Consider the following 13714-nt stretch of genomic DNA (forward strand, 5'->3'; position numbering starts at 1 on the left):
AGTAAAAGCGACTGAAGAGTATTCACGTCTTGAACATGAATTCTCTCATAATCAAGCAATTGACATCGTACTGGTTGGTTCAGATTCGATCGAAACCGTAAAAGTAACCCATTCGAATTACTTTGCAGGTAGGTCCAAAACCTTGATGGATCGAGCCCTAAATCTCGTAGTCTCCTAAAGTCTCTTCGTGATGTTTTGAGCACACATACGACGCAGTATTAGTCACCGCGAGACTTTTGTCGCGGTCCACATTTATGACCGCGATTGTTGGCTTGGATCGCGTGAGTTGTCTGAGGTCGCTGGTGACAAGAGTTCTAGTATTCTAGAACGCATGCCCTCAACCCACACGCAAAACATGTCTGTCGGCCAGCTCGGTGAAGCTGGCATCCTCGAGCTACTCAATGCCAGCTTTGCTGTATACGCGACAGGAGAGGGCGTCCTTGGCCCGGGCGACGATGCTGCGATCATTCCGGCGCCTCGGGGTAACTTCGTCATCTCCACAGATGCGATGAATGAGGGGCATCATTTTCTGCGAACCTGGCCCTCGGGCATCATTGATAACGGGTTTTCGACAGGCTGGAAATTGGTCGCCCAAAACGTCTCAGATATGAATGCCATGGGGGCCGTTACTTCCGCGATCAGCATCTCACTGTCGATGCCCCAAGACACCCCCGCGCACTGGGTGACGAAATTTGGCCAGGGGATCGCAGCTGCGCTCTACTGGCTGGGCGCCGAGCAAACGATTATTTCCGGCGGAGACCTCTCCCGAGCTGAGCAACTCGGGGTTGCGTTGACGACGACGGGCAACAGCGTTGGAACCCCCACACTGCGGAAGGCCGCCGAAAATGTGGATGGCTTTCATCTGATCCACACCGGGAATGTTGGATATTCCGGAGCCGGTCTCACGGTGGCAAGCCAGGGCAACAAAAACGATCTCACGAGGGCCGAGCTCGCTGCCTTACGCCTCTTTCTGCGGCCAAGACCGTGGCTTGTTGAAGGGCCCGCCGTCACTGGTACGGTCTCAGCCATGATGGATGTCTCCGACAGTATCCTCACCGATGCTGATCGATTAGCCGACGCTAATGGTCTCAATGCGGCCATCGACCAAGGCTGGATGAAACAGCGTGCTAAACCGTTGGCTGCAATAGCGCAAAAATATGGTGTTGATCCCCGCGATTGGGTGCTGACCGGGGGAGAGGACTATGGGCTACTGGCCGTGTTGAACCCAGATCTACCGGTCCCGTCCGGTTGGGAAATCATCGGGCAACTCACTCAAGAGCCGCAGGCCCGCCCAACAGTAACTGGTTGGGACCACTTCTAGCCGTCGTGTTGTAAAATTTGGCTGAGACGTGACGCCGCGGTTACCACGGTTGATCCATGATACCGACCGGGATTGCGGGTCAGGCGTTCCACTGGTCCAGATATTGAAATCGCTGCGATAACCGGCCCCTGACCATTGCGAACCGGTGCAGAAACTGATGCCACACCGGCTTCGCGTTCACCGACAGACTGCGCCCAGCCACGTCGACGAACCGATGCTAGGGTAGCGCTAGAAAATGCGGCCTCTTGCAAACCACCAGCCACCGATAAATGGTCCTGCCAGGCCAGCAACACTTGAGCGGCAGAACCGGCCTTCATGGAAAACTCCGAGCCCACCGGAATCGAATCTCGCAGTCCAACGGGGCGTTCCACCGATGCGACGCAAACACGGGTCTGTCCATAGGCCCGATAGATCTGCGCTGATTCGCCGGTGGTTTCGCGCAGCCAATTCAGGACAGGCTCAGCAAGCGCGGTCAGACGATCCGTGCCCGCTGCAGTGGCCAGCTCGTTGAGCCGTTTTCCTAAGATGTAGCGCGACGCACCATCACGCGCTACCACCCGGTGGTGCATGAGCGCCGCTGCGAGGCGATGCACCGTTGGACGGGCAATGCCTGTGGCTTCGACTAATTGCAACAGCGTGGCAGGGCCTTCTTCAAGGCGCTCCAGAATTTTGATGGAGCGATCGATGACTCCAACACCGGAGGGATTCTCCATGAAATCCGCCTCTCGAATCCACCGAATAGTTCATGATGTGATATTCTCGTCTCACCTATTGAGACATACTAGACTACTGCTTGGCAAATTTTTCTCTCAAGTGCGAGATTATGAGCACGAGTATTTTGATCGGAAAGAAAGTAGGAACAACTCGATGAGTACGCCACGAACTTTGGCTGAAAAAGTGTGGGCCGACCACATTGTTGTTAAAGGCGAGCAGCAAGGTGACGTCCAGACACCAGACTTGCTCTACATCGACCTACACATGGTGCACGAAGTGACCTCCCCGCAGGCATTTGAAGGCCTCCGCCTGGCTGGCCGTCCGGTGCGCCGACCCGATCTGACCATTGGCGTTGAAGACCACAACGTGCCAACCATGAACATCAACGAAATGATTGCCGAGCCAACCTCGCGCAAGCAGGTTGATGCCCTGCGTGACAATGCCGAGGAATTTGGCATCCGCCTGCACTCGCTGGGCGATGCGGAACAGGGCATCGTGCACGTCGTTGGTCCACAGCTGGGGCTCACTCAGCCCGGTACAACGGTTGTCTGCGGTGACTCTCACACGTCTACCCACGGTGCTTTTGGCGCGCTGGCTTTTGGTATTGGTACATCTGAAGTCGAACACGTCCTCGCCACGCAGACACTGCCGATGACGCCGTTTAAAACCATGGCCATCAACGTTGACGGTGCACTGAAACCAGGCGTTTCGTCGAAAGATATCATCTTGGCTGTAATCGCCAAGATTGGTACCGGTGGCGGCCAGGGGTATGTGCTGGAATATCGTGGCGAAGCAATCGAAGCGCTGTCGATGGAAGCACGCATGACCATCTGCAACATGTCAATTGAAGCTGGCGCACGTGCCGGCATGATTGCTCCTGATGAGACGACGTTTGAATACCTCAAGGGCCGGCCGCACGCTCCAGAAGGCCAAGACTGGGACGACGCCGTTGAATACTGGAAATCCTTGCGTACCGATGACGGTGCAAGCTTCGACGCCGAAATTACGATTGATGCCGATGCACTGGAGCCGTTCGTAACCTGGGGGACCAACCCTGGCCAGGGCGTCTTTTTGTCAGACTCGATTCCGATGCCAGAATCCTTCGATGATCCAGCCGAAAAGGATGCCGCAGAACGTGCTCTCGAGTATATGGCGCTTGAAGCTGGTACGCCGATGAAAGACATTCCGGTCGACACCGTATTCCTGGGATCGTGCACCAACGCGCGTATTGAAGACCTGCGCATGGCCGCAGCCGTCATCCAGGGGCGCGAAAAAGCCGAAGACGTTCGCATGATGGTCGTACCGGGTTCAATGCAGGTTCGCCTACAGGCCGAAGAAGAAGGTCTGGATACGATCTTCAAGGATTTCGGAGCCGATTGGCGCTTCGCGGGTTGCTCAATGTGTCTGGGGATGAACCCCGACCAGTTGGCACCAGGGGAGCGTGCAGCATCGACCTCGAACCGAAACTTCGAAGGCCGCCAGGGTAAGGGCGCACGAACTCACCTGGTCTCACCGGTTGTTGCCGCAGCCACGGCGGTGCGAGGCACCTTGTCCTCACCCTCAGATCTTGGCATGACCGACTACATCGTCGCCCCGAACTAACCCGCGCCCACGATACGAAAGAGGCAAAGCTATGTCATTAGAAAAAGTCGTAACGCACACCGGTGTGGGCGTTCCCCTGCGCGAATCAAACGTCGATACCGACCAGATCATCCCGGCCCACTTCTTGAAGCGCATCACCAAAACCGGTTTCGAAGATGCCCTGTTTTCACGGTGGCGCACTGACGAAGACTTCATCCTGAACCAGGAACCCTACTCCAACGGCACCGTATTGGTGACCGGACCGGACTTTGGGACCGGCTCATCACGTGAACACGCCGTCTGGGCCTTACGCGACTACGGTTTCAAGGCCGTCATCTCTGCGCGTTTCGGTGACATTTTCCGCTCCAACGCTGGGAAACAGGGTCTAGTTGCCGCCCAGGTTGAGCAGTCAGATGTCGAACTCATCTGGAAAGAGCTGGAAAATAATCCAGGAGCTGAAGTCACCGTTGACCTGGAGAATCGTCTGATCGAATGCGGTTCGATTTCCACCCGGTTCCAGATCGATGACTACACGCGCTGGCGGCTCATGGAAGGCCTGGACGACATTGGCCTCACCCTTCGTAGCGCTGATGCCATTGATGAGTTTGAAACAACCCGTCCAGCGATCAAACCCACCACGCTCCCGGCTAAGCTCTCAGAAGTATAGGTTTCGTCGCCTATAATAGGCACGTTGCCAATTTTCAGAGCGCATCAGACCGGTGTGTGAGAAGCCTCGTCACGACGGGGTATGGAGGGTAGAAACATCAATGGCTAAAGTGTTGACCATTCACGGGGGAAAACCCCTCAAAGGATCGGTACCCGTTCGAGGTGCTAAGAATCTGGTCCCTAAGGCGATGGTAGCTGCCCTACTGGGCTCCAAGCCGTCAGTGATCCGCAACGTTCCGGAAATCCGGGACGTTGAGATTGTCACCGGCCTATTGCGCCTCCACGGCGTTGTCGTCGAACACGACACAGAAGCCGGTGAAATCTACATGGACCCCTCCGGCGTCAAAACAGCAAATAATGCTGAGATTGATGCTTTCGCTGGGGACTCACGGATCCCGATTCTGTTTTGCGGACCCCTCATGCACGCCGTCGGCGGGGCCTTTATCCCGGACCTGGGTGGCTGCAAAATTGGCGACCGACCTATCGATTACCACTTGGACGTCCTGCGCCAGTTCGGTGCCGAGGTCTCGAAAGAGCCAACCGGCACCTACATTCGCGCACCACACCGACTCACCGGTGCCAAGCTGGAATTGCCATACCCTTCCGTGGGCGCAACCGAACAGGTACTGCTTACCGCGGTGAAAGCAGATGGCATCACCGAACTCAAAGGTGCTGCCGTGGAGCCAGAGATCCACGATCTCATCCACGTGCTACAAAAAATGGGTGCGATTATCACGGTGCAAACCGACCGCACCATCCGCATTGAAGGCGTGCCGGAGCTCAGCGGCTACAACCACGTAGCTCTAAACGACCGCAATGAAACCGCTTCATGGGCCAGCGCCGCACTGGTAACCGATGGGGATATTTTCGTTGAGGGTGCAACTCAGCGGGATCTTACGGCCTTCTTGAATGTCTACCGGAAAATCGGCGGCGAGTTCGAAGTCGATGACGAGGGCATTCGCTTCTGGCGCGGCGGACAGGACCTGAATCCGCTGGTGCTGGAAACCGATGTGCACCCCGGCTTCATGACCGACTGGCAACAGCCCCTGGCCGTTGCACTGAGCCAAGCCAGCGGCGTCTCGATCGTGCACGAAACCGTGTACGAAAATCGCTTTGGCTTTACCGACGCGCTGATCCGCATGGGCGCTTCCATCCAGCTGCATCGTGAATGCTTGGGTTCGGTGCCATGCCGCTTCGGGCAGCGCAACTTCTTACACTCCGCGGTGATCTCCGGTCCAACCGACTTGAAGGGCACTGACTTCAACATTCCTGACCTTCGCGGTGGGTTCTCGCACGTGCTAGCCGCCCTGGCCGCCGAAGGTACGTCGAAAGCCACCGGCATCGAAGTCATCAATCGCGGTTATGAGAAGTTCTTCGAAAAACTCGAAGGACTCGGCGCCGATATTGAAGTCACCGAAAACTAACACCGGAGTCCCTTCACTGTGTCCTATCCATTAGGCCTGCGCGCCATGTACTTTGGCGCGGCATCACTGGTCAGGCCCCTGAACATGTTGATGATGCGCCGCGACTGGCAGGGCCAAGAAAACCTGCCCGATACCGGCATGATCCTGGTGCCAAACCATATCTCTGATCTTGATCCGCTGTACATGGGCCACATGGTGTATTCAACGGGCCGCCTCCCGCACTTTCTCGCGAAGAAAGAACTCTTCGAGCTCCCCGCCGTGGGCAAGCTGATCACCAACATGAAACAGATCCCAGTGGATCGTGCGGGGCGCAGCATCGACTCACTGAAAATGGCCGAAGACGTGCTGGGCCGCGACGGGGTCATTGTGATCTATCCGGAAGGCACGACCACTAAAGACCCGGATATGTGGCCGCAGGTTGGTAGGCTCGGCATGATACGCCTGGCGCTTACGACTGGTGCACCGGTGATCCCGGTTGGCCAGTGGGGTGTGCACGAAACATTGCCCAAGGGTGACAAAGTGCCGAAAATGTTTCCACGGCGTACCTCAGCAATCCGAGTTGGGCCCGAGTCAGATCTTGAGTGGCTCCGCACCATGGAACAGCCGGGGCAGCGAGATCTGATTGATGCAACCGAACAGGTGATGACAGAAATTACCAACCTGATGGCACCGCTGCGCGAGGGAACCCCGCCAGAAATACGATTTAATCCAGCTAAACACCGTTAAGGAGTCCCCATGACCACCGATCAAGTTACCGTGGCCATACTGGGTGCAGGGTCGTGGGGGACCACCTTCGCAAAGGTCTTAGCCGACGCCGCAGCCTTCCGAGAAGAAGACATCACCATCCGACTGTGGGCACGTCGCCAAGAAGTTGCTGACGATATCAACGCCAACCACACCAACAGCGAATACCTCGACGACATCGTGCTGCCCGACTGCATCACCGCCACCAGCGATGCAGCAAAAGCCGTACGCGGTGCAGAACTCGTCGTCGTTGCCGTTCCCGCCCAGCAAGCCAGAACGACACTGAACCAGGTGGCAGACGTGATCGATGAGCGAGCCATCCTCGTCTCACTGATCAAAGGCCTGGAACAATCAACACAAGCCACCATGTCCAAAGTCTTTGCCGAAGAGCTCAACTTGCCGGCCGAGCAATTCGTGGTGGTATCAGGTCCAAACCTGGCCAAAGAAATTGCCCGGGAAGAACCCACTGCCACGGTGGTCGCGTGCGAACATGAGCCGACCGCAGAGTGGGTGACGGCCATGACGGCATCGGACTACTTCCGGCCCTACCGCAACACCGACGTACCCGGAGTAGAACTCGGGGGAGTTGTCAAAAACATTATCGCCTTGGCGGTTGGCCTCACCGATGGTCAGGGCTTTGGCGACAACTCCAAAGCCTCGATCATTACCCGTGGGCTTACCGAAACCACCCGGTTGGCCACCGCACTGGGTGCCAATCCTGACACCCTGGCTGGACTCGCCGGTCTCGGCGACCTGGTGGCCACGTGTGCCTCACCGTTGTCGCGCAACCGAACCGCGGGCAAACTCTACGGTGAAGGCCACACGACCGAAGAAGTCATCGCCAAGATGCGCCAAACCGCAGAAGGCGTGAAATCTGTGCCCGCCGTGGTCACCCTGGCACATTCGGTCAACATCGAAATGCCCATTGCCGAAGCCGTGAACGCCATCGTTGCCGGCACCATCGAAATCAATGACATCGCTTCGCTGCTGCTTGGCCGCGATCTGAAACCGGAGGCACGACTATGACGAAAACAGTTCTCGTGTTGTTTGGCGGTCAATCGCCAGAACACCCAGTTTCCATTGTTACCGCAGCCGGTGTGCTCAACGCACTCGATACCGGTCAATACACCCCCATCCCGGTTGGGATAAACCAGCACGGTGACTGGGTGCTGGCCGGAACACACCAGCGCCAGGGCACCGAGTGGTCGGTGGCAACACTGACCAACCAGCAGCCCACCGAAAGCACCCCCACCACCGCCCTGTCGGACACGTTGCCGGAAGTGCCCGAAACCACCACGCCGGTGGCCTTACGCAAGGTCAACTCAGACAACCAGCTCATCGATGTCGACGGCAATGTGATCGCCACCATCGACGTCGCCTTCCCCCTGCTCCACGGCCCCAACGGCGAAGACGGTACAGTCCAGGGGCTCTTTGAGACCCTGGGCATCCCCTACGTCGGTGCCGGTGTCCTCGCCTCAGCGGTGGGCATGGATAAACACTTCATGAAGATCGCCTTCCAGTACGCCGGACTCAAAGTGGGCCCATGGGTGACCATCACCGACGCCGACTGGCAAAACACTCGTGACGACGCGCTGGCACAAGTCGCCCAACTGGACCTGCCGCTGTTTGTGAAACCCGCTCGTGGCGGATCATCGCTGGGCATCAAACGCATCTCCATGCTGTCCCAATTGGAAGAAGCCATCGAACACGCCCGCGAATTCGACACCAAAGTGGTGATCGAAGAGGGCATTCTGGGCCGTGAGATCGAATGCGGGGTCCTGGATAGCCTCGATGGGAGCAGAGCCAAAGCCTCATATCCCGGCGAAATTGTGGTCACCGGTGACGACAACGTTGAATTCCAGTTCTACGATTTCGAATCCAAGTACCAGTCAGCCGATAGCGCGGAACTCTCGTGCCCGGCAGAACTGCCCGAAGACGTCACCGAACTGGTACGCGACCAAGCGGTACGCGCTTTTGAAGCGGTCGACGCCGCCGGTCTGTCGCGCGTGGATTTCTTCTACACCTACGATGACGAACTCGTCATCAATGAAATCAACACCATGCCCGGGTTCACGCCGATCTCCATGTACCCACAAATGTGGCAACGTACCGGAGTAGAATACCCAGAACTGATCGACGCATTACTGCGCCTGGCTCAGCAACACTAACTACTCGCTCGGCGTTGTCTCCTGCGGGGCAACACCCTCGGGAATCTCATCGAGGTCGGCCTCACCCGGCACCACCTCGGTATCAGATGGATCCGTACAGCCGCCATCGGACGGAATACGTGCCGCGGCATTGCCAACATCCACCATCACGGATGATGACGACACGCGCTCACCATCAAAGAGCACTTCCATCGCCGGCTCGCGACCATACGTCGTGATTCGCCAGTTGGTCCCTTCCTCACGCACAACCCAGTCCACACCATTGGCCCCGACACACTCATCGGTGGTTGGCCCAGGATTCTGCACACCACAGCGGAAGACGGCCGCAGCGGGCTCACCCCAGGCGGCAGTTGACTGAGAATCCGTACGACGACGTTCATGCCCGGCAATCTCCTCGGGCATCGCCACCATAGCCTGAGCACACAACGGATCGGTGGCGTTCGGGGCCACTTCGATATCTGCCACCAACGAGGTACACGCGGTGAGCGTCAACCCACTGACAACAGCAAGTGCAGCACCACGGACAACGTGCGATCTTTTAGCCATACTGCTAGCCTAAAACACTTGGCTAATAGCCCTTGTCACTGTTCGCCCGTGGCGGGCGACAACGCGAACTCATCACACTCACAGCGCGCGCCAAACGTGACACCGCCGACAGGCGATACTATGGTGGCATGTGATAAAGGCCCGTTTCGGGCGGAATGAAATGATGCAACATGACTGAAGTGAAGCAAGAACCCTCAAGTACCGGTGCTCCAACGGACCACGGGTCGGCCAAGCTTATCTTCAACTGGTTAAAGCTGGCCGAATCCGCACTCGGGAACAACTCTGACCGGCTCAACGCCATCAATATTTTTCCTGTTCCAGACGGGGACACCGGGTCTAACCTGTATCACACAGTTGCTGCTGCAACCCGCGCCCTCGAAAACGTTGACGATGACGCTAGCGTGGGTGCCGCCCTCAACGTTGCCGCCAGCGCCGCATTGGATCATGCACAAGGAAACTCCGGCACCTTGATTGCCGTCATGCTCAACGCTTTAGCCGAACCACTGGCTGAAGCCCCACGGTTAACTGCACCGCTGCTGTCCAGCGGGCTGCAACGCGCCAGTGCTGCAGCATGGGCGGCCCTTTCGGATCCTCAAGAAGGCACCATGTTGACCATTCTGGATACCGTGGCCGCCACTGCCAGCAACTACCGTGCCTCCATCACCGACCTGCCGCAGGACTCCCAAAACTCGCGCAAAACCTTAGGGGAGATGTCCTCACGCATCGTGGAAACCGCCTGGATGGCCGTCGGTGAAACTGAGAACCAACTCGCCGAACTCACTCGCGCTCAAGTGGTTGACGCCGGCGCAACCGGCCTGCTGCTGGTTTTTGATGCCCTGCGAGCCACCATCTACGGTGAATCCATCGACCCGGAAATTCTCGAATCGATCCACGGTTTCCACGTGGCACACCCCCACGTCCACGAAGACATGGAAGTTGCCGAAGCCTACGAGGTCATGTGCTCACTCCAGCTCACCCCGCTGGACGCCGCCACACTGCGCATCGGACTCAACGAAGTCGGCAACTCGGTCATCATGAGCCCGATCAACACCGTTGAAGACGACAATGGCACCATCCGCTGGCGCGTCCACGTGCACGTCACCGAACCAGACGATGCCATGAAACTCATCAGGCCCCTGGGCGACACCGAAAACCTGGCCATCACACCGTTGCATATCAACAACTCCGAAGCAGCAGCCTGCAGCCCCAGCGCGGAAGCCATCACAGAAGAACACAACTAGTGGATCCGTTCAACCAACCACTCGGGCCCATTCTCGGCGAAAAAACCGCCGAGAAACTCGCCAAACACCTCGGACTGACCACCACTGGCCACGCGCTGAACTATTTTCCACGCCGCTACATCGAACGCGGCGAACTGACACCCATCACCCAGCTGCCCCTGGGCGAACAAGTCACGGTCATCGCCCGGGTCATCTCGGCGACCAAACGCCAAATGCGCTCACGCCGCGGATTCCTCATCGACGTCACCGTCTCAGATGAAGCCTCCGACACCGCACTACCCGGCATGTTGTCCATGGCTTTTTTCAACGGGTGGCCCGCAGAAAAACAGCTCACACCCGGCACCCTGGCCATGTTCCACGGCAAAACCTCCACCTACCGGGGCGATCTGACCCTCACCAACCCGGACTTCACGGTACTCGGCGACGAATATGACCACACCCAAGCCGATCTGGCCCCCATGCCCGTCTACCCGGCCAAAGCCAAACTGCCCACCTGGACCATCCGCTCGGCCATCGACACGGTAATCGAAGCCATCAACTGGTCTGCGATCTCCGATCCGGTACCCCAGGAATTCCTTGACACATTGTCACAGTCCCTCCCACCGCTATCGGTGGCCTATGAACATATCCACCGGCCCCAAGAGGTTAGCCAGGCCTATGCCGCCCGACGACGTTTCGCCGCCCAAGAAGCCCTAATCCTGCAAACGCTGCTGGCACGGCGCCGTCAACGCAACCGGACCACCACACCATCAACCGCATATCCACGAACCGATGACGGCGTCCTGGCTCATCTGGATGCTCAACTGCCCTTCGAACTCACCGCAGGTCAACACCGGGCCGGTACCGAAATCGCCGCCGAGCTCGATGCCACCCAGCCGATGTCACGACTGCTACAGGGTGAAGTGGGCTCGGGCAAAACGCTCGTGGCGCTTCGAGCCATGGCACAGGTCGTGGACGCGGCAGCACAAGCCGTTCTGGTCGCACCCACCGAAGTCCTGGCCGGGCAGCACTATCGCTCGCTGACCAAAACCCTGGGCCAACTGGCAACCGCTGGTCAACTCACATCGTGGCAGGGACCCGCCACCGAGGTTGTGCTCCTCACCGGGTCGATGACCACGGGACAAAAACAAGAAGCCCTACTGAAAATCACCACCGGACAGGCCGGCATCATCATTGCCACGCACGCGATCTTCTCCGATAACGTCCACTTCGCCGACCTCGGCCTGGTCGTCATCGATGAGCAGCACCGCTTCGGTGTAGACCAACGCGAAGCCCTGCGCCAGGCCAACCCCGGGGTGCACATGTTGGTCATGACTGCCACACCGATTCCACGGTCCGTGGCTATGACGGTCTTCGGGGACCTCGATGTCACCGTGCTAACCGGTTTGCCCTCGGGGCGACAACCCGTCACCACCCATCTGGCACGGATTGCCCACGGACCACGCATTATCAACCGGGTATGGGAAATCATCGCCGAAGAATTGGCAGCGGGACACCAAGCCTTCGTAGTGTGCCCAAAGATTGATCCCACCGATACCTCACGAGCCGAAGACGCCGACGACCCATCATCGGATGCCCATGCAGCCAACGTCATGGACATCACCGAAACCCTCGACGGCATGCCAATCTTCTCCAATGCCCGGATCGCCAGCCTCCACGGACGCCAAGATCAACAAACCCAAGATGAGATGATGAGCCAGTTCGTGGCCGGTGAGATCGACATCATCGTGGCCACAACCATCATCGAAGTCGGTGTGGACGTCCCCAACGCCACCGTCATGGCCATCCTGGACCCCGAATACTTTGGCCTCTCCACCCTGCATCAGCTGCGCGGCCGCGTAGGCCGTGGCCAAGCAGCCGCGCGGTGCTTCCTTGCCACCCGTCTACCGGACGGACATCCCTCCCTGGACCGGCTTGCCGTAATCGAAGAGACCGAGGACGGATTTGAAATCGCTAAAGCCGACGTTGAACAGCGAGGCGAAGGTGATGTCCTGGGTGCTGCACAGCACGGGTATGGAAGCCAACTAAAAGTACTGAAGGTCATCCAGCACGCCGAGATGATTAGCCAGGCCGCCACCTGGGTAGACGCAGCCCTTGCGACAGACGACCAGCTGAGTGCCTATCCACAGTTGGTCACCTCGGTCAAAGCCTGGGAGACTGACCATGAAGATTCGTCCGACTATCTAGAAAAGACCTAACGTATGTCGAAAATCGTCGCCGGCCAAGCCGGGGGACTGCCTTTGAAAGCTGTCCCCGGTACCTCCACCCGCCCAACTACCGAGCGAGCAAAAGAAGCTATCTTTTCCTGGCTTGAGTCGCGCGACTGGTTGGAGAACAACGCCGTGCTCGACCTCTACACCGGGTCCGGGGGGCTGGCAGTAGAAGCAGCCTCGCGCGGTGCCGCCAGCGTGATCGGTGTTGAAGCCGCACGGAAACCAGCACAGATTGCCGAACATAACGCGCAGATCATCAATGAAGCGTTGGGCCGTGACGTCGTGGTCATCAAACAGCTACCCGTGCAGCGTTTTCTCGGCTCCACTGAACCCTCCAGCTGGGATGTGGTCATCGCCGATCCGCCCTACGACATTGAGGCAGACGAGTTGGTAGCCACGATCAGCCAGGTATTTCAGGTGCTGATGGACGACGGGCTCTTCGTACTGGAAACCGCCTATAAATCTGCTGAGCCAGCCTGGCCCGAGGGTGTTTATGTGGTAGATGCACGCCGCTACGGTGAAGCAATGGTCTACTTCGTACGACGAAACGGATACTAACGATTCAGCAAGCCACGCTGCCTAAACATAGAAGCTCGGTTCAATATCCGATACATTGACATTTATGCAACGTGCAGTATGTCCCGGATCATTTGACCCTGTCCACAACGGCCACATCGAAATCATCATTCGAGCCGCCTCACTATTCGACGAAGTCATCGTCGCGGTATCAAATAATCCGGCGAAAAACTATCGGTTCGACCTGCAAGAGCGCATGGATATGATTTCCGAAACGCTCAAATCGATCCAAGGCGTTATCGTCATGCCGCTGGGTACGGGGCTGATTGCAGACTTCGCACGTGAGCACGGCGCCCAAGCCATGGTCAAAGGCATTCGCAACTCAACTGATCTGAACTACGAAATGCCCATGGCGACCTTCAATCGCCACCTCTCCAGCGTGGAAACCGTCTTCCTGCCGGCAGATTCTCGCTATCAGCATGTTTCCTCAACCCTCGTCAAAGAAATTGTTGGGTTCAAAGGCGATATCACCGATTTCATCCCGTTCGCCGTCGCACAACGATTCGGCCTGCGCTAGGAC

The 13714-nt window shown here is 57.7% G+C and carries 13 protein-coding genes; 11 read left to right on the top strand and 2 right to left on the bottom strand.

Annotation, left to right across the window (positions count from 1 at the left end; translation table 11 throughout):
- Positions 1 to 331: 331 nt before the first annotated feature.
- A complete protein-coding gene (locus G583_RS16030; RefSeq protein ID WP_022871589.1) occupies positions 332 to 1321 on the top strand; it encodes a thiamine-phosphate kinase in 990 nt (329 codons plus the stop codon).
- Here G583_RS16030 and G583_RS0112885 read toward each other — a convergent pair.
- The gene (locus G583_RS0112885; RefSeq protein ID WP_022871590.1) at positions 1318 to 2034 is read right to left on the bottom strand and encodes an IclR family transcriptional regulator; all 717 of its coding nucleotides are present in this window, start codon (positions 2032 to 2034) and stop codon (positions 1318 to 1320) included. The genes G583_RS16030 and G583_RS0112885 overlap by 4 nt on opposite strands.
- Positions 2035 to 2188: 154 nt before the next feature.
- Here G583_RS0112885 and leuC point away from each other — a divergent pair, with 154 nt between their 5' ends.
- The 6 genes from leuC (at position 2189) to G583_RS16035 (ending at position 8618) form a co-directional block, all read left to right on the top strand.
- Positions 2189 to 3637, top strand: coding sequence for a 3-isopropylmalate dehydratase large subunit (gene leuC, locus G583_RS0112890; protein ID WP_022871591.1), 1449 nt, complete (start codon positions 2189 to 2191; stop codon positions 3635 to 3637).
- A 31-nt stretch (positions 3638 to 3668) separates the two neighbouring features.
- Positions 3669 to 4283: a 3-isopropylmalate dehydratase small subunit gene (leuD, locus tag G583_RS0112895; RefSeq protein WP_022871592.1), complete on the top strand. Its 615-nt coding sequence runs from the start codon at positions 3669 to 3671 to the stop codon at positions 4281 to 4283.
- Positions 4284 to 4383: 100 nt separating this feature from the next.
- The gene (murA, locus tag G583_RS0112900) at positions 4384 to 5706 is read left to right on the top strand and encodes a UDP-N-acetylglucosamine 1-carboxyvinyltransferase (protein ID WP_022871593.1); all 1323 of its coding nucleotides are present in this window, start codon (positions 4384 to 4386) and stop codon (positions 5704 to 5706) included.
- 18 nt (positions 5707 to 5724) lie between these two features.
- Complete coding sequence (locus G583_RS0112905; RefSeq protein WP_022871594.1) at positions 5725 to 6432, top strand: lysophospholipid acyltransferase family protein; 708 nt, start codon at positions 5725 to 5727, stop codon at positions 6430 to 6432.
- A gap of 9 nt (positions 6433 to 6441) precedes the next feature.
- Positions 6442 to 7476, top strand: coding sequence for an NAD(P)H-dependent glycerol-3-phosphate dehydrogenase (locus G583_RS0112910; RefSeq protein WP_022871595.1), 1035 nt, complete (start codon positions 6442 to 6444; stop codon positions 7474 to 7476).
- On the top strand, positions 7473 to 8618 hold the full coding sequence (locus tag G583_RS16035; protein ID WP_022871596.1) for a D-alanine--D-alanine ligase family protein: 1146 nt from the start codon (positions 7473 to 7475) through the stop codon (positions 8616 to 8618). The genes G583_RS0112910 and G583_RS16035 overlap by 4 nt, the downstream gene beginning before the upstream one ends.
- On the opposite strand, the gene G583_RS16040 is transcribed toward G583_RS16035, so the two are convergent.
- A complete protein-coding gene (locus tag G583_RS16040) occupies positions 8619 to 9164 on the bottom strand; it encodes a DUF3515 family protein (RefSeq protein ID WP_022871597.1) in 546 nt (181 codons plus the stop codon).
- Between the two features lie 170 nt (positions 9165 to 9334).
- On the opposite strand from G583_RS16040, the gene G583_RS16045 reads away from it, so the two are divergent.
- The 4 genes from G583_RS16045 (at position 9335) to coaD (ending at position 13711) form a co-directional block, all read left to right on the top strand.
- Positions 9335 to 10405 carry a DAK2 domain-containing protein gene (locus G583_RS16045; RefSeq protein WP_022871598.1) on the top strand — a complete coding sequence of 357 codons (1071 nt, stop codon included), beginning with the start codon at positions 9335 to 9337 and terminating at the stop codon, positions 10403 to 10405.
- Entirely contained in the window at positions 10405 to 12603 is a 2199-nt protein-coding gene (locus G583_RS0112930; protein WP_022871599.1) for an ATP-dependent DNA helicase RecG, read from the top strand. Before G583_RS16045 ends, G583_RS0112930 begins: the two co-directional genes overlap by 1 nt.
- A gap of 3 nt (positions 12604 to 12606) precedes the next feature.
- Complete coding sequence (locus G583_RS0112935) at positions 12607 to 13176, top strand: RsmD family RNA methyltransferase (protein ID WP_022871600.1); 570 nt, start codon at positions 12607 to 12609, stop codon at positions 13174 to 13176.
- Between the two features lie 64 nt (positions 13177 to 13240).
- Positions 13241 to 13711, top strand: coding sequence for a pantetheine-phosphate adenylyltransferase (gene coaD / locus G583_RS0112940; RefSeq protein ID WP_022871601.1), 471 nt, complete (start codon positions 13241 to 13243; stop codon positions 13709 to 13711).
- Positions 13712 to 13714: the final 3 nt, after the last annotated feature.

Source organism: Yaniella halotolerans DSM 15476, assembly GCF_000420805.1.
Taxonomy (GTDB): domain Bacteria; phylum Actinomycetota; class Actinomycetes; order Actinomycetales; family Micrococcaceae; genus Yaniella; species Yaniella halotolerans.